The following is a 16516-nucleotide window of genomic DNA, read 5'->3' on the forward strand; positions in this document are numbered from 1 at the left end:
CAGGCGGTGTTGCCGTTATCCGCGTCGGCGGCATGACCGAAGTTGAAGTGAAAGAGCGTAAGGACCGTGTGGACGATGCTCTGAACGCAACCCGCGCTGCTGTTCAGGAAGGCGTGGTCGTTGGCGGCGGTGTTGCTCTGGTTCAGGCCGGTAAAGCTCTGGAGACTCTGAAAGGCGCAAACGCCGATCAGGATGCAGGCATCAACATCGTGCGCAAGGCGATTGAAGCGCCGTTGCGCCAGATCGCTGAGAACGCGGGCGTCGACGGTGCGGTTGTTGCCGGCAAAGTACGCGAATCTTCGGATGCCGCATTCGGCTTCAACGCTCAGACCGAAGAATATGGCGACATGTTCTCGTTTGGTGTGATCGACCCGGCCAAAGTTGTTCGTACTGCTCTGGAAGATGCGGCATCGGTTGCTGGCCTGCTGGTCACGACGGAAGCGATGGTTGCCGACAAGCCCGCCAAAGAAGGCGCACCTGCAGGCGGCATGCCCGACATGGGCGGCATGGGCGGCATGATGTAAGCTAAGTCACAAGAAGGGGGCCTTGGCCCCCTTCGTTTTATCTAGCAATGGGCTTCATTGACCGAAATAGGCTTCCCCGCACCCGCAGCGAAGATCGAGAATATTCGCAACCAGTAAGCTTCCTGTACGTAGCTCGCCGCACCCTGAACGAATGGCCGGTCTTCCCGCTTACCTGCGGCGCAGAAATCTAAGCGCTTGCGGCAATTTTCATTTTGCGAGCGCACGCAGCGAGAAATTCCAAGGTACAGGTTGGGCTCTGCCGACACCTTCGCCGCGAGATCCGTGAAAGACGGATCTGGGACGGATGGCCATTCGCCGCGCGGTGCTCGAACTGGTAAGGTGCGGACAAACCGGACTTGTGCGATTGCGGCAATTGCTGACGCAGCATTGATTTGCTGTCGCAGCACATTCATCGCTGCGTTGCAGCTGTTGTCGCCAGACCGGTCATTCAAAGCTATGATGATGCGATACTATCAAACTGTAGTTTCGAGGCACATAGGATCAGCAACTTAGACGCCGAACAAAGCCAACGTTTGCGTTGTCGCAGGCAGTGCAGTAGGACAGGCCATGCGGGCCTTCAGCCAGTAAGCAAATTCTCGTTGTGGCTCATGCAGGTGGCGGGGAAGAGGGAGTAATTCGCGGTCGTGGAATTTTTCATTAAGTTGAGATATTGCAGAGATTGGATCTTTGGTTCTTGCTTCGTGTTTGAATTGATCGGGAACGAAGCACCAATAGTACTTCTATTTGTTGTTATGCTTTTTTGACGAGCGTAATCTTGTTTTTCTGACAGGAAACTAACGTTACTGCCGAACGCGATAGCCGGAAGCAATGATCTTGTTTATCAGAACAGCGGCGGCCTGGTGCATGTCCTTTTCATCGTTATTGCCGACCGCTGTTTCGTGGACAGCAGCTGCGTCATGCAGAACTCCCACAATTTCATGTTCGGGCAGAAGCTCACGATCTTTAATTGCAAGCAAAAGCGCTTCACAAATTGAGAGTGCGGCCATTCCTGAATGGTCTTGCCGGTCAGCCATGGTAGACGTCCTTTTCTAACAGGCGTCCAAGCATGGAAGCGCCACGATGAATTGCACCATACTGGCATAGATTGCTGTATACTTAACTGATCGAAAGCAGTCTTGGCGTCGGATAGTTTCGCGGGCTGCTCATCGATGAAGGAAGAACACTTGCGCACTATCAAAAATAGTCCACTCACCCGAAAGCTTTCAAACTTCGTCGCTCTGACTGAGGTTGAACTTGCGGTATTGGCACGCCTGCACAAGCGTCGCAGAACCTTTGAAGCCGGACGTGACCTTGTGCATCAAGGGCAATCAGAGCAGGCGGCCTACATTCTGGCCTCGGGCTGGGTTTGTTCCTACAAAACCCAGACTGACGGGTCGCGTCAGATCGTCGATTTCCAAATACCGGGTGACTTTCTGGGCTTGCGAAGCGTTTTGTTGCACACCTCGGATCACAGCATAGAACCAATCATGGAAATCCAAGCCATTGAAGTAGTAGTGGATGATCTCCTGGAAGCATTTGCGCAGACGCCCCGGCTGGCGACAGCAATTCTTTGGGCGGTATCTCGAGATGAAGCGATGGTGGTTGAGCACCTGGTCAACATAGGACGGCGAGATGCGGGTGAGCGCATGGCGCATTTTCTTTTGGAACTTGGTGTGAGGTTGACTCAGGTCGGGATGGCAAACAAGACGGGATACACTTGCCCCCTGACACAATACCACCTTGCCGATGCGCTGGGACTGAGTGCCGTGCATGTTAATCGTGTCCTACGGCAACTGCGGGAGAAGGGGTTGGTTACTTTTCAATCCGGGCAAGTGGCATTTGATGATTATGACGGACTGGTGACGTTGGCCGGTTTTGACCCCACTTATCTGGATCAGGCCGGGCCACTGTTGAAGCAATAGGTTCACCCCTTCAGCGATGCCGGGATTTTGATGATAGTTACCTGGTTAGAGACGCCATTCGCTTCGGCAGATTTTGGATTTCACCGAAAAAGAAGCGCAAGATAAATACAGTCCGATTGCGGTACTGGATTTCCTGCGCTTCTCAAATACTCGTTAAGAACACGCCAGCAAATATCCCGCCAACACACATCACGTTGCCGGAATCCAAACATCGTTGCACTGACGCAGGTTAGTCAATTTTTGGCAGTACCTGATCCTCGGGCACCAAATGCATTTGAGATTCCAATAAAATCTCAGGTCATTGGCCGCAGACTAACATCGATCAGCGCGCGTCTGCCATTTGCACATTATTCTAAATTACAACGCCAGTACTACCGCAGCGCTTACGAGCGTGTACCGCGGCAGACTGCGCGGGGAAGATCCAACAAACTATATGGAGGACCAAGGTGAGCACGAGATCGTCCAGTTCTTTGGTGACGTTTTCAAATCCGTTCTCTTTGTCCGGCTACCCGGATGAACTTCCTGCAGGCGAGTATGAAGTAGTTGTTGTTGAAGAACTACTACAGGGCCTGAGTTTCGAAGCATATCGCAGAACCGGAACCTACCTGACAGTTCAGGGCAAAGGCAGCAAGCCAGGCCGCACGGAAATGCGCCCAATTGACCCAGAAGATTTTGAACTGGCGCTCAAGCAAGACCAAACCTTGGCTACATCTAACAATGACAGCGATGCGGCGCTTTCCCCGCAGGAGGAATAGATTATGAACACGCCCGAATGGCTTAAACCCGGAATCTACGGCGCCCTGATCGGAGGGGTTTTCGTAGGCGTCGTTGGATTTTCTTGGGGTGGATGGATGACCGGCAGTAACGCGGACAAGATGGCCAACGCCATGTCCCGCGACAATGTAATCGCTGCGTTGGTTCCGATCTGCGTCGACATGGCGAGAACTGACACCCAACGCGCCGAAAAAATAACGACGATCAAAGAAGCTACTTCTTTCAAGCGAAAGGATGCCGTTATGGCAGCCGGCTGGGCAACGGTACCGGGATCCCAAACCCCCAACAAAGATCTAGCACAGGCCTGCATTGAGGGGCTGAACCTGGATGGATCGTAACTCAATCACTCAACATTCGGACAACGTCGTTTGCACCAGGACAAATCGAAAAAACCAGCACTGGTTTTACTCTCACTTCATGACGGCGCTGTTTGTTGGCGTTTTCAGCTGCTTGACGGGCTCCCTTATCTCATCAAGTCCCGCATCGGCAGAAACAAATTCGATCCCGGATAACGCGCATCCCAATAAGTATGGCGACGGTTGGGAATGCGATTTGTCCTATCGGTTGGAAGGCGAAGAATGCGTGGCCATTGTCGTGCCGGGGAATGCATACCCCACAAACAGAACCTACGGCTCAGGGTGGGCATGTATGCACGGCTTTGTTGAAGTTGGCGGCACCTCATGCACTGAAGTGATTGTGCCTGAAGGTGGATATCTCGATCCATCAGGTGAGAGGTGGCGGTGCCTGCGTGGATACACAAGAGTAGACGATAGCTGCCAGAAAATCGTGGTGCCGGATAATGCTTACCTGACGAATAGCACTTATGGATCTGCATGGCGTTGCAACCGTGGCTACGAAAAAGACGGAGAAGCATGCGTGGCAGTAGCGGTGCCGGAAAACGCTTTTCTGAACGCATCAACCAGCGGGCGTCCCTGGACGTGCGAGCGTGGGTATTTTGAGCGCGACGGACGGTGCGATGCCGTCTTTGTGCCTGAAAATGCTTTCTACGATGACGCGATCCATGGAGTTGGATGGAAATGCGAACGTGGCTACGAGGCGTCCGGTGATCGCTGCAATGCAATCGAGCTACCGGCAAATGCCCATATCGACCGATCCGGCAATGGGTGGCAATGCCACAAAAACTATCATCGATCAGAAGGGCTGTGTGTTCTGAACCAGTGAGAATTCAGACAGAAAGCCCACTTTCCCAAACTTCACAATTTTTGCCCGTCCTTACCAAGGACGCGCGTTTCACACCCTAAAAAGGAACAAATATGAAACCCGTACTCATTGCGTCGGATGCCAAGCAGTTCATTGCCAGCGATGCGCAAAAGCTGGCGCCTGAACAAGCAGTTTTTCCAGAGCTTCACCGCAAGACACTCGTGACAGATACACCGACTGCAATTGTGTATTGCGAAGGAAACTTCGCAAAGATCGATGGCAAGACGGCTAATGGTCTCGTTCGACATTCACAGGCCTATCGCGTTCTTTCGGTGATCGACAGCACGTATGGCGGTTGTGACAGTGGCAAAGTGCTTGATAATATCGCAAATCAGGTTCCCATCTTCGATGATCTTGATGCCGCCGTCGCTAATGAAGCTACGATCCCCGACACTTTTATTTACGGAATGGCGCCGGCCAGCGGCAGAATGTCCCCTGAGGATCGCGAAGTTGTTGTGGATGCGATAACGCTCGGAATGAACATCGTCAGTGGGCTGCATGAATTTCTTAGCGATGACAAGGAGCTCGCCGGATTTGCCAAAATTCACGATGTCACGATACGCGACATTCGCAAGCCGCGGCCTATTCGCGACCTGCGCCTGTTAGATGGCAGTGTTGGTGACGTCCAAGCGATCCGCATCGCGGTGTTCGGCACCGATTGTGCAATTGGAAAGCGTACAACCGCGACAATCCTGACAAATGCCCTTAACGCGCATGGGATCAAAACAGTTTTGGTCGGTACCGGCCAGACAGGATTGATGCAGGACGGCAAGTATGGTGTCGCGATGGATTCGGTGCCGCCGCAATTTTGCTGTGGCGAGCTTGAGCGCGCTGTTGTTGCAGCATCTGAAGATGAACACCCGGATGTCATAGTGATCGAGGGCCAGGGCGCGCTAAGCCATCCGGCCTTTTGCACATCAGCCTTCATTCTGCGAGGCAGTCAGCCACATGCAGTTATTCTTCAACACGCGCCTAAACGAAAACGTCGATGTGATTTCCCCAACATGACTATGCCCGACCCTTGCGATGAAATCACCCTGATCGAGGCTTTTGCGAACACAGAGGTAATTGGCATGACGATCAACCATGAAGGAATGAATGATGTTGAGATTTCAAAGGCCATCACAGATTATAACTGCAAATTGTACCTCCCGGTCACTGACGCTCTGAACCGTCCTTCATCAAACTTGGTGAACATGGTTCTTTCTGCCTTTCCGCGTTTGCAGCACGTACCTGTAACGACGATTGAATGAGCAAGCTGCGTATCGACATTGATCTGAGCAAAATTCTTTACAACACACGGTTCCTGGTCGATCGCCTTAGACCCCGTGGAATTACGGTTACAGGCGTGACAAAAGCCGTGTGCGGTCACCCTGAGATTGCGAATGCTATGCTTGAAGGCGGCGCGACAGGGCTGGCGGACGCGCGGATCAGCAATATCATGCGTATGCGCGATGCTGGAATCTCGTGCTCCATATCCTTGATCCGAACACCCATGCTGAGCCAGGTCGCGCAAGTTGTTGATTACTGCGATGTAAGCTTCAACACAGAGATGGACATTATCGCAAGCCTGGCCATGAGTGCGCTGGGAAAGAACATTACTCACAACATTATCCTGATGGTGGAAATGGGGGATATGCGGGAAGGAATCCCGCCTGAACACCTTGAAAGCACTGTGTTTCAAATTCTTAGAATGGAAGGGATTTCTCTGAAGGGGATTGGCGCAAATTTTGCCTGTCTGGGTCATGTGGCACCCTCTGCAGAAGCAATGGCATTGCTTTCGTCGCTTGCCATCGACACCGAGCGCGCGTTTGGACCCGCTCTTGAAACAGTGTCAGGCGGCGGCTCCGCCAGTTTGCCATGGGCGCTTGGCAAGGGTGCGACCGGAAAGATCAACAACCTGCGTCTGGGTGAGGCTATCCTGTTGGGTACCGATCCCGTATCGGGGCACGCGATCGGCGGGCTTTACACAGATGCTTTTACGCTTTGGGCGGAAGTGATCGAAACGAAAGCCAAATCAAATCCAAATCCCTTGCAAATGAATTATCCTATACCTTCAATGCAGTGTGTGACTTTAGACAGTCCTTCGAATACTCGGTCGATCCTTGCGATTGGACTCCAGGACACCGATGCGGCGGGTCTAATATTCCCTGCTGGCGTCACGTTCGTCGGAGCCACCAGTGATCATATCGTTGTTGAAAACACCAGTTGTCTGCTTCGCCCTGGTGGCGAGGTGAAGCTGAAATTGAACTATAGCGCGCTCTCGCGCGGCATGGCTGCACCCGATGTAGCAAAAGTCTTCCATGGTGATGGCGCATTGGTTGACTGCACCGCAGCGAACACTGATCGCCCATATTCGAAGCGAAAGTAGCGCGCCAGGGTTGCCGCCGCCTCGGTTCTGCTTCAGCCACCCGTCTTATTCTACGGCTTTACGTAGTAAATTGGGCCACCAATACCTATATTGGTGGTATCCGCATTCACTTTTCACACCCCATCTGGGCTCGTGGGTGGTGCGGACAATCAAAGGATCAAAATGATGTCTTTCAAGGACTTGACGACCAGAGCGGCTGCCGCACTGAAGGAAAACGATGCGGACGCGCCGAAAAAAGAAGTTACGTCTGAAGCGCCTGACACCGTCCCCGAAAAACCAAAGCCGAAACCTCAAAGTTCATAATACCCTGCCGGGAGAGGGTGGCTTGTTTTTGTCTGCATCTCCGAGCGCTATCAGCAAAGGAGAACTACCCAAATGAACCAGATAACCAGCAAGACAATCGCAGTCTTTTCCAGGCCGTTTACTTTCCCTGGCTTTGACGAATTACTCCCGGCGGGCGAATACGACATAGAAACTGAGCTTTCCGCACCACCAGATTATTTGGATCCAGAAGCCTGGAAAGCATCAGTGCTAATCTCTCTGCATCCACGGAAATCTCACCCCGGTCTGGCGCGAACCTTGACCGTTTCTCTTGCTGATTTGGACAGAGCACGCGCAATAGATAAATTGTCTGCGAAAGAGTTGTCACAATTCTTGCTCGACCAACTTTTGGCCGATCCGATGGTGCAACTGATCATGGAAGCGGATGGTGTGTCTGAGACTCAACTTCGGCACCTCTACTCGGAGTCGCTCATTTCTGAGGCAGACGACGGATCATCAGATCAACGAGCCATACCACGAGGATGCGCAAGCGGTTCTCGGTATGCTTTCGCTGTCCAAGCTGCTGAGAACGAAGGAATGCCAGTTCGTCCTATTAAAACCCCTCGGATTACAGGCCGTCCCATCGGACAGTCTGAACCAGGCAGCTCCTTCAATCTCAAGGCTTAGGGCTCGGAACTTTCTTTTCCAGTCGCTGTATTAACCAAAACAGAAATCGAGGCTAAGAACTGATGGAAGACTCCGACAACGAAGCAGATACGATCATGGCTCGCGCCCACAATGACGTGCCGCAAGAACGCCCGTGTCTTCGTTGCAGAACGCCATTCTGGAGCGAAGGGTTCGGAGAGCGGATTTGTCGACGCTGCAAGGGGTTGAGCGCGTGGCGAAATGGCGTATCAGTAAGCCCTGGGTTAGCTCGGCGTCGCTGATAACCTGACGCCGGTCTTACCAGCTTTTCTGATCATATCTCATTTTATCTTATTGGTGCTGACCCGGGCCTTTTAACGTGGAACCCGATCGGTAATCGGTGCTGAAGACGAAGCGTACGCGCGGTTTGGACTCGAACCGTTCTTATGCGTAGTGATATGGGCTCAAGCCGCCTAATGCACACACTTAAACCATGCCAGTATTCATAATCGGACAGCAGGCATTCACGCCGCTTGTACTATTCGGTGGTCAGCGCGGTGCTGTTGCTTGGGTGCGGAGGGTGGATCGGAGTGCAAAATATGCCAAGAGTCCAACTACCTGCAGTCACCCCAAAACCCAGAGCTTGGAACAAAGGGCGGATCATCGGTCAGAAACGACCGCTACTCCCAAAACAGGTCTGGGCGATCCGTGCCCGGCTCGAACTTTCTGGAAATATGCGTGATCTCACAATGTTCAACGTCGCGATTGATAGCAAGCTACGCGGCTGCGATCTGGTCAAACTCGCTGTGACCGATCTTGTCAAAGACGATCGCGTCCGTGAGCGTGTTTCGGTGATCCAGAGCAAAACCAAGCGATCTGTTCAATTCGAACTGACGGAAAACACGCGAGAAACTGTATTGGTATGGGTAAAATCACCGGAAATGTTTGCTAGCCGGTTCATGTTTCCAAGCCGATTCCATGATCGACCACACATCTCGACGCGCCAGTATGGCAGGCTGGTTCGAGACTGGGTGACCGCAATCGGATTGGAACCGAGCGGATATGGCACGCATTCGCTTCGCCGAACCAAAGTAGCTGAGATCTACCGCAAGACAGGAAATCTCCGCGCGGTCCAACTTCTGCTTGGGCACACAAAGGTCGATAGCACCGTGCGATACCTGGGCGTTGAATTGGAAGACGCGCTAAGCATTGCAGAGCGCATAGACATCTGAGACAGTTTGGCGAGCGGCGCTGTCGGTCGCCAATCCATAGTGGTTCTAGTTCTTTTACGCAGGAGTGGGACGTAGCGTGCCCTGAGCGGAAGTGTCAAAATCTTGTTGCGTACGCTCGCAGCACAGTTTTCTCGGCTCAGGCGCAATTTACAGGGTGCGGGACCGAGCGGCCATTTGATCACGCCGCGAGTACTTGTGCAGAAGCGGCGCGAAAATCGCTGCGTTGCAGCCAATGTTATCAGGCCAGTCATTCATAGTCACGGGGAAGCCTTGATCACATACTCCTCTTTCGCCGCACTCAGGCCAGACAATTTCTTTCGGTAGTTCACCAAGGATCTTGGTCACCGGCAGTTTCAAAAACTACCTGCCCTGGCGGTACTTGCATTGCGACAAGGGAAACTTCCTTGACTCTATTCTGGCTAAGGACCACAAAAGTGCATTGGTGAAAGTTACTCGTCGCCGCGATGCTGCCGGCTTCGATGATCCAATGGCCTTCAGAATAACTGTAGCATGTGCCCCAGCATAGGAACGGGTTTCGCTGGGGTCTTCGTGATGAGCTAGTTCCTCGCAAGCATTCGCAACTGTCACCTGACAAGCCCCAGTCATCGGGTGACCAATTAAAGAAGGCGCCGTATGAACAGCACATGGCTCATAAATTGCGTGCTTGATGCCCGATAGATCAGGTCTCAGGCTCCGCTTCATTCAGTCATTCATCGTGTTTTTGCGCCGCGTTCTTTGCCTGATCCCGACACTCTTAGTGTTGCTCTCAGGAACGCAGCTTCCTGCCCAAGTCGCAGGCAATGCCGACGGATCGGTTTGTGACGAAGGTTTCGAAAACAAGAACGGATCGTGTCAAAGAGCAAACGCACCTCAAAATGCGCATTTGACCGGCAGTTCCTATGGTCCAGTTTGGGAATGCAACCATGGATTCCAGCGTGTTGGAGATCTTTGTGAGGAAATAGCAGTTCCTAAAAACGCATATCTTGCATCGACTGGAGATCGATGGGAGTGCAATCGGCTCTTCCGACGAGTCGGAGAAAAATGCGAAGAATTGATTGCGCCTCAAAATGGGTACGTCGAAACCCGGTTTGGCGCACAGGAAGTACACTGTGACTGGGGATTTCGTAAGGAAGACCAGGATTGTGTTGCGATTAGTGTCCCGAGCAACGGCCGCCTGACTGACAAAAACAGCGCGGATGGTTGGGTGTGCATCAGAGGTTACAGGGCAGCGGATAGCGGCTGTGAGCCTGTGGCAGTTCCACAGCATGCATACCTCGCGCCTGAAACTTATTCCGGATGGAAATGCGAACGTGGTTTTCGCGCAAACCGGGACAAGTGCGTTGCGATTCTTGTCCCTTCAAACGCTCATTTGAATCGAAGAGGTGATGGTTGGGAATGTAACCGGCCGTTCACGAGACAGAACGACCAGTGCACCGAAAATGTGCCGCGACAATAAGTTGGTGGAAACCAAAGCCGCCTGACAAATCCGGAAGGACTAAGCCGTGAACCATAACTCGATTGACGAAAACCTGGGTAAAATTCTCAAAGCCGAAAAGGTGCGTCGCCGGTCTTATGGGATTAAGATATCTATTGCGTTAGCAGTGTGCGTTGCAGCGATAATTGTGGTGGTGTTTCTCTGATGCGTAAAAATGCCCCTCAAGTAACCCTTCCCGGTTCAAAGATGTCAGCTCATGGTCTGGAACAAAGAGCGTTTCAGGACCGCAGTGTTCGTAAGTTGCGGAACGCTGACGTATCAGGAGTGATTGAGGAAGAATTTGGAAAGTACATGATTAAGGCTGGCGTTCTGAGCGGCAATTGTGTTGCAAGGGCATTTCCTAAGCCACCGGCTAAAACGCAGGCAATGATTGCCGATGCAGTTGGCGAAACACCAGCATTGGCCATTGAAGCCTTAAAAGAAATTCTCGAAGAACGAGACAGGAAGCGTAGCGGTCAACGCCGTTTGGAGGGAAACTCTGGCACCCTCGTTCCCAGTGAAAGAGAATATACCGAGGCGTTGCGACAGATCAGGCTCACCCCTGCGCAGGTCACAATGCTCAAAGCACTTACTATCGCAGGCAAGGACGGTCTGACCATTGGTCACTTGTCTCAGGCGGCCGGTTACAAATCGCGCGAGGCGTCCATCAAGGTTTTCAAGAAAATCGGACTATTGATCGCAGAATACCTGGAACTAGATCTACCCGACGCCGGATCGGTACAGAATGATGGCGCCGCTCAGGTCCTGGCATTTTCTCACATCGAAAGTGAAGATGAGCCAGCAACCTGGATCATGCATCAGGAACTGCGCGACGCTGTTCGTTCGGTTCTATGACGTACGTTCCAGCCCCAGCTCTTGTAGCGAACTTCGAACCGCAACAAATGCACGAAAGGTTGCTCACGTAGCTTATGTTGGAGAAAAGACCATATCCGCTCGACCTGATATATGTACCTGTGAAACGGGCGAAAACGCTTGATCAACAAAAAGTTCTGACGCTGGCCGAAGATATCCTGAAGAATGGCCAGAAGACCCCGATCCAGATACGCGCTGACAACAAAAGGTTCGTGCTGATTGAAGGTCTTCACCGACTAGAGGCTATCCGCGCCCTCGGCGGTGATACTATTGAAGCCTATTTGGTCCGCGCCAGACTACACTAAGCTCTTTTTGGGATTGGCGTTCGACAAAGCCTGAGAAAACGTCAGCAGGCGCTGACATTCTTCATCCCAAAGATGCAATCGTGCGCAATGAAGGCTCTCATATAGAGTAATACGCTGGCAATTTTCCAACTCGGAATGGTCACGCAATACCTCGTTTAGCCGATAAAACGGTATGCGGCTGGCAAGGTGGTGAACATGGTGCACACCGATATTGGCAGAGAACCACCGCAGGATGCCTGGCAGGGCATAGTGAGAACTTCCATAGAATGCGGCGTTCTGAAGATTCCACACTTCTTCCCGCTCCCAAGTCGTGTGTTCAAACTGGTGTTGAATATAGAATAGCCAAATACCAATCGACGCGGCGACGATCATGGTTGGAAGGAATACAAAAACCAGTACATCCAGGCCTCCGGTCCAAAAAATCAGAGCCAGGACCACCGCAATCGCGGCGTTTGTTCCCATTGCACTTGCCCAATACAGCCAGCCTGACCGCATGAAACCAAAGGGCAAGCGATTTTGAAAAACGAACGTGTAGACCGGTACGATACAGAACAGGATGAAGGGGTTCCGGATTAACCTGTAAGCGGCACGCCCGAACCAATTCCGTTTCAGGTATTCCTCAATGGTCAATGTAGGAATGTCACCCATACCACGCCGATCAAGGTTACCGGTTGAGGCATGGTGAATCGCATGGCTTTGCCGCCAGACGTCATAGGGTGTCAGGGCGAGAACACCCAGAACCCGGCCAGTCCAATTGCAAACATTGCGGCTTCTAAAGAAAGATCCGTGACCACAATCATGCATGATGATGAAGATACGCACCAGAAATGCGGCGTTCAGGATGGCCAGTAGAACAGTGACCCAGATACTAAGGGATAGCGCAAACCACGCTGCGCCCCATAGCGCGAAAAAGGGGATGACAGTGATTGTCAGTTCAAAAACGCTACGCTTCGTATCGGGCACACGGTATTGCGCGAGCGCCCGGGTCAATTCCTGCTGTTGCAACTGACTTGTTCTCCAAGGGCTTTTAGCAGCCCGTTGTGCAAACGAGCACCCCATAAGGGTGCCCGTAAAAGGTCAGGCCAGTGCCAGATTGGCGGCGCTGTCGCGTCCGTCACGGCCAGCTTCGACGTCAAAAGTGACCTTCTGGCCGTCTTTCAATTCGCTGATGCCGGAACGTTCAAGTGCTGAGATATGCACGAACACATCGCGCTTACCATCTTCAGGCTCGATAAAGCCAAAACCTTTGGTCGAGTTGAACCATTTTACTGTGCCATTTGCCATGGTGGAAGTCTCCTAATACTTGCCGCCCGCATCATTGCGGCGACTCGGCGTGGTCGGTCTGAATCGAAAGACTGAACGCCGAGTTTGGGAGACAGCAGGTCGAAAAAGAAAAACGTAAGCCTTGTGTATATGGACTTTGAGTACACACGATACAAGCCTTGATACAATGGAAAGCAACAGAAGATCTGAGTCTGCCTAGCCCAATTTGGGACAAAGATAGGCAGAACGCATTGCTCTGCGTTTCGGAAATCAGAGGTCGGCTTCTGATAAAACCTGCCGAATGCGTATGCAGCAAATTGATTGCTCAGGCACGGCAGGTAGGGCTCACTGTCCGAAATCGCCGCGTGCTTCAAGAACACCGCGGCCAGGCACAAATGTTCATTGATTGAAACATTACTAAATCAACGAGTTGACCTCTCTAACGAACGGTAGATTCTGCGCGGCCCGAATCTTGGGTCATGCTGCGTTGGCATAGGGCGACTGCGAGCCTCAAAGTGCCATTAGTAGGTCCGTATCTGCGTAAGCATCGGGCAAGAAACGTTACCGATGTTACAGTTGGCCGTAAGTTCATTCAGGGCGGCCTCCAATCGCTTAAGTTCGATTATCTTCATACGCACATTGGAGATATGAAGCTCGGCCAGTTCCTTAACGGATTGGCAATCCTCGCTATCACCTTCGGACAGGTTGAGAAGCACCTTTGCATCGGCAAGCGCAAAACCCAAGTCTCGGCACTTCCTTAGAAAACAAAGCCGTCCCACATCGTGCGCAGAGTACATGCGTCGATTATTCGATGCCCTTTCTGGTTTCGGCACGATCCCTTCGCGTTCGTAGTAGCGGATAGTTTCAATTCCGACACCGCTTTGCCGGGATGCCTCCCCAATCGCAAACATGTGAGATTTCCTGTCTTGATCCTGTAGTGGCTACAGAAGTTATACGAGAGGTTGTTGTCTCTACAACTCCGCGCGACGTAGTCCATCAGGGAAACAGAATGCAGAAGTACCTTAGCCTCAGCTATTTGGGATCGCTATCAGCGCTTGGCGTCGCGACTTGCTGCGTTTTGCCCATGATGATGATGTTACTGGGGCTGGGCGGCAGTTGGTTGGCAATCTTTGGGAAGGTTGCGGCAGCGAGTTACTATGTGCTGACGATTTCAACGGCGCTCGTCGCGATATCGTGGCTGGTATCTTATCGGCGCGGTTCCTTACCGACGTTAAAATGGCGGCTTGCAGGAACAACTCTAATCACCGGCGTGGCTTGGGTCGTTGTGTTTAACGAGGCACGGATTAACGATTACCTGATCATGCAGATGTGAGACTATGACAAAACAAACTGTAGTCCTAGAAAGCACCCTGATTTGCCCGAAGTGCGGCCACAGCGAAACCGAGCAAATGCCAACGGATGCTTGCCAGTGGTTCTATGAATGCAAGTCGTGCAAAACAGTTTTGAAGCCGTTGGAAGGCGACTGTTGTGTTTACTGTTCATATGCCACGGTCCCGTGTCCACCAATTCAGCTAGGCGATAGCTGTTGCGGATGAAGTGAAGGACGGCTTTGTTGAGCAAACTGTGAACTGCCGCCGCGAGCATCGCTGCTATTTGCATGAATGACAGTTCTTTCCGCTGCTTGGCCGCACAAGATATTCGGCAGTTGCAATGTTGTTACTGCTACAAGCGCATGCAGCAATAAAATCCAGGGTACAGGTTGGGCTCTTTCTGGGCTTTCTCTGCACCTGAGACGAATGGCTGATATCACTCTGCTCCAACGCAATGGAAAACCTTTGAGTCGCAAAAGGCAAAACTAGTGCATCGAGGAAAATCCAGTTGATTCAAAATCAATGACTTGGCCGCGTGCCAATGGCAAAACTATGAGTCGCCCGACACCGTGTTGAACGTCACACGAACCTGACCCAACCGTCATAGTTGGACCAGAAGCAAGGTGAACGTTCGACATCGGAAGGCGCCCCCGATGTTGGACATCAGTTGAATTGTGACCTTTGAGTCATAAACTGGGTTCGAGGTTTTGAAGAATGGACCGGAAACCCTGAAATCCGAGTTGGAACGTGCAAGGCGTCGGTCTTCCACCAAGCGGTCATATTTCACAACAGATATGGGCGAATTCTATACCTGGCTGAAAGAAACTGAAGAGGACCCGGCAACAGCGGAGCTCAGGGCTTGCGTGCAGGATTTTGTACGGGAGAACTATCCGCTGCAGACCGGCGCGAAAGTTCTGGGTACGGAAATTTCAGCACCCAAACTCATCACGCTTGAACGCGTGCGGGAGCTACATGGGGTTCATACAGGATCAAATGGCGTGGGCATCCGTAGTGAAAAAGAACGAAGATCGCCACGACCTCATGACCGAGGGCAATAACTTGCTGCGGTTCATAGTGAGAAAAGACGCGGGACTCGGTTCGTGATCTAACGATGGCCGCAACGGGCCAAACTGCTTCGGTCGTCTCAACGGCCACCTGAGCCAAAGTGCGCGGCGGAGTTATGGAATGCTTCCGCCGCACATACTCACCAATAATAGTGGTGGGGCTTGCGCCCATCGGGCCAGACTAGGTCGTCAGGATCAGCGCCTTTCAGGATGCCGGACGCAAGAGCCTTGGATTTGCGTCTCGTTGGACGCGTGTGACAGGTGATGTCGTGATAGCGTGGCCAATTGCCAAGCCACCGGACCTCATCCGGGTCTTTTCCGAGACGACGGCTCAGACCTAGGCGTGAGTACCCGTTCCCAAGCACGGTACGGGGACGTTTGCGTTTGTAGTGGGCCATGTCATTGGCCTTTCATGCAGTTTCTGAACTACATGGCACCCTCCATCGGTTGGCTCGTTGGTTCGGGCTGGGCTCGGATAGACGGCCGAAAACGCAGCCCGTCTGAATATCGGACTGGGCGAACAAGATCAATGGGGCGGGAAAAAGCCGCTCAATGTGGTGTTAGGTGATTGGGCCGGTAGGCTGTGGACGGACGGACCACTCAACCAGAGATTGCTTCACATAACACCCGTCACGGGTGATTGCGGTTTGTTGCGCTTGGCACTTTCAAGCTTTGGTTGTTCTAAGCGACCAGTAGGCCGACACTGTGTTAGGTGTATCTTGAGATCCGCTTGGCCCAACAATGCACCAATTCGCTGCGTTTGCTCGAATGTCGACAATTTCGCCAGTGCTTGGACTAGAATCGAGCTCTCAGCGAGGCCTCCGAATTTTGCCGGTCATTCGCAAGCCATCGCGAATGTTCAATCCCATCATCGCGAGGTTGGCTGCGCCAGCGATCAACTCAATCACCTGAACTGTGTAAAAGGTGCTGTCGAACTCGCCAGCAGCGGCTTTGCCAGCCAGAAACCAAGCAGCCGGTACGAGGATCAGCAAGCCGTTCAGCGCAATGACAGGCATGCGGCTTTTCTTGGCCTTCGTAAGTGCATCCTTGCGTTTCCGGCCCATTGCCATGCCTGACCCGCCAGCGATGGCCATTGCCGGGATGAGGATGAACATGCCTTTCAAGATCAATGCCTTGACGGTTGCGACTGTTTCATGGCTCGCAAAGAGCTCGCTGGAGGCTGTTGATGTCCAGAAGAGGAGGATCATCACAAAGCCGATGCCGCCCGTGATGGCGTGAATCTTTGTTTTCATAGC

At 52.4% G+C, this 16516-nt stretch carries 21 protein-coding genes; 14 read left to right on the forward strand and 7 right to left on the reverse strand.

From position 1 onward, the window contains the following. A partial coding sequence (locus tag ACR0AZ_RS19915; RefSeq protein WP_480668117.1) for a TCP-1/cpn60 chaperonin family protein occupies positions 1-524 on the forward strand: 524 nt, incomplete at its 5' end. 41 nt (positions 525-565) lie between these two features. On the opposite strand, the gene ACR0AZ_RS19920 is transcribed toward ACR0AZ_RS19915, so the two are convergent. Continuing rightward, positions 566-937 carry a hypothetical protein gene (locus ACR0AZ_RS19920; protein ID WP_480468806.1) on the reverse strand — a complete coding sequence of 124 codons (372 nt, stop codon included), beginning with the start codon at positions 935-937 and terminating at the stop codon, positions 566-568. A gap of 387 nt (positions 938-1324) precedes the next feature. Beyond that, complete coding sequence (locus ACR0AZ_RS19925) at positions 1325-1558, reverse strand: hypothetical protein (RefSeq protein WP_010442296.1); 234 nt, start codon at positions 1556-1558, stop codon at positions 1325-1327. Positions 1559-1693: 135 nt separating this feature from the next. Between ACR0AZ_RS19925 and ACR0AZ_RS19930 the strand changes: the two genes are divergently transcribed. The 10 genes from ACR0AZ_RS19930 to ACR0AZ_RS19975 all read left to right on the forward strand — a co-directional run bounded on the left by ACR0AZ_RS19930 (position 1694) and on the right by ACR0AZ_RS19975 (position 11602). Continuing rightward, the gene (locus ACR0AZ_RS19930) at positions 1694-2446 is read left to right on the forward strand and encodes a Crp/Fnr family transcriptional regulator (RefSeq protein ID WP_170499212.1); all 753 of its coding nucleotides are present in this window, start codon (positions 1694-1696) and stop codon (positions 2444-2446) included. Positions 2447-2943: 497 nt separating this feature from the next. After that, positions 2944-3201: a hypothetical protein gene (locus tag ACR0AZ_RS19935; protein WP_480485044.1), complete on the forward strand. Its 258-nt coding sequence runs from the start codon at positions 2944-2946 to the stop codon at positions 3199-3201. A 3-nt stretch (positions 3202-3204) separates the two neighbouring features. Continuing rightward, on the forward strand, positions 3205-3558 hold the full coding sequence (locus ACR0AZ_RS19940) for a hypothetical protein (protein WP_010442293.1): 354 nt from the start codon (positions 3205-3207) through the stop codon (positions 3556-3558). Positions 3559-3637: 79 nt separating this feature from the next. Further along, on the forward strand, positions 3638-4402 hold the full coding sequence (locus tag ACR0AZ_RS19945) for a hypothetical protein (protein ID WP_120981208.1): 765 nt from the start codon (positions 3638-3640) through the stop codon (positions 4400-4402). A gap of 92 nt (positions 4403-4494) precedes the next feature. After that, complete coding sequence (locus ACR0AZ_RS19950; protein ID WP_480668118.1) at positions 4495-5694, forward strand: N-acetyltransferase DgcN family protein; 1200 nt, start codon at positions 4495-4497, stop codon at positions 5692-5694. Further along, positions 5691-6812, forward strand: coding sequence for an alanine/ornithine racemase family PLP-dependent enzyme (locus ACR0AZ_RS19955; protein ID WP_480471867.1), 1122 nt, complete (start codon positions 5691-5693; stop codon positions 6810-6812). Before ACR0AZ_RS19950 ends, ACR0AZ_RS19955 begins: the two co-directional genes overlap by 4 nt. Positions 6813-7187: 375 nt before the next feature. Then, entirely contained in the window at positions 7188-7760 is a 573-nt protein-coding gene (locus ACR0AZ_RS19960) for a hypothetical protein (RefSeq protein WP_170720314.1), read from the forward strand. Between the two features lie 557 nt (positions 7761-8317). Then, complete coding sequence (locus tag ACR0AZ_RS19965) at positions 8318-8950, forward strand: tyrosine-type recombinase/integrase (RefSeq protein ID WP_480668138.1); 633 nt, start codon at positions 8318-8320, stop codon at positions 8948-8950. Positions 8951-10589: 1639 nt separating this feature from the next. Next, entirely contained in the window at positions 10590-11279 is a 690-nt protein-coding gene (locus ACR0AZ_RS19970; protein ID WP_480468812.1) for a hypothetical protein, read from the forward strand. A 74-nt stretch (positions 11280-11353) separates the two neighbouring features. Next, the gene (locus tag ACR0AZ_RS19975; protein WP_170353732.1) at positions 11354-11602 is read left to right on the forward strand and encodes a ParB N-terminal domain-containing protein; all 249 of its coding nucleotides are present in this window, start codon (positions 11354-11356) and stop codon (positions 11600-11602) included. On the opposite strand, the gene ACR0AZ_RS19980 is transcribed toward ACR0AZ_RS19975, so the two are convergent. The 3 genes from ACR0AZ_RS19980 to ACR0AZ_RS19990 all read right to left on the reverse strand — a co-directional run bounded on the left by ACR0AZ_RS19980 (position 11594) and on the right by ACR0AZ_RS19990 (position 13776). Next, on the reverse strand, positions 11594-12661 hold the full coding sequence (locus ACR0AZ_RS19980) for a fatty acid desaturase (RefSeq protein WP_480668119.1): 1068 nt from the start codon (positions 12659-12661) through the stop codon (positions 11594-11596). The genes ACR0AZ_RS19975 and ACR0AZ_RS19980 overlap by 9 nt on opposite strands. An 18-nt stretch (positions 12662-12679) precedes the next feature. Continuing rightward, positions 12680-12886 (reverse strand): cold-shock protein, encoded by a 207-nt coding sequence (locus ACR0AZ_RS19985; RefSeq protein ID WP_170430361.1) that lies wholly within the window; start codon positions 12884-12886, stop codon positions 12680-12682. Positions 12887-13386: 500 nt separating this feature from the next. Further along, a complete protein-coding gene (locus ACR0AZ_RS19990; RefSeq protein WP_170499190.1) occupies positions 13387-13776 on the reverse strand; it encodes a MerR family transcriptional regulator in 390 nt (129 codons plus the stop codon). A gap of 98 nt (positions 13777-13874) precedes the next feature. Here ACR0AZ_RS19990 and ACR0AZ_RS19995 point away from each other — a divergent pair, with 98 nt between their 5' ends. The 3 genes from ACR0AZ_RS19995 to ACR0AZ_RS20005 all read left to right on the forward strand — a co-directional run bounded on the left by ACR0AZ_RS19995 (position 13875) and on the right by ACR0AZ_RS20005 (position 15254). Further along, positions 13875-14198 carry a hypothetical protein gene (locus tag ACR0AZ_RS19995; protein ID WP_170499188.1) on the forward strand — a complete coding sequence of 108 codons (324 nt, stop codon included), beginning with the start codon at positions 13875-13877 and terminating at the stop codon, positions 14196-14198. A 4-nt stretch (positions 14199-14202) separates the two neighbouring features. Beyond that, complete coding sequence (locus ACR0AZ_RS20000; protein ID WP_237217120.1) at positions 14203-14421, forward strand: GDCCVxC domain-containing (seleno)protein; 219 nt, start codon at positions 14203-14205, stop codon at positions 14419-14421. Between the two features lie 569 nt (positions 14422-14990). Beyond that, positions 14991-15254: a hypothetical protein gene (locus ACR0AZ_RS20005; RefSeq protein ID WP_480468815.1), complete on the forward strand. Its 264-nt coding sequence runs from the start codon at positions 14991-14993 to the stop codon at positions 15252-15254. Between the two features lie 146 nt (positions 15255-15400). On the opposite strand, the gene ACR0AZ_RS20010 is transcribed toward ACR0AZ_RS20005, so the two are convergent. Together ACR0AZ_RS20010 and ACR0AZ_RS20015 are read right to left on the reverse strand one after the other, a co-directional pair. After that, positions 15401-15658, reverse strand: coding sequence for a hypothetical protein (locus ACR0AZ_RS20010; RefSeq protein ID WP_480468816.1), 258 nt, complete (start codon positions 15656-15658; stop codon positions 15401-15403). Between the two features lie 411 nt (positions 15659-16069). Further along, positions 16070-16513, reverse strand: coding sequence for a hypothetical protein (locus ACR0AZ_RS20015; protein ID WP_480468817.1), 444 nt, complete (start codon positions 16511-16513; stop codon positions 16070-16072). Positions 16514-16516 lie beyond the last annotated feature (3 nt).

The sequence above is a fragment of the Ruegeria sp. BE3 genome, assembly GCF_056538865.1.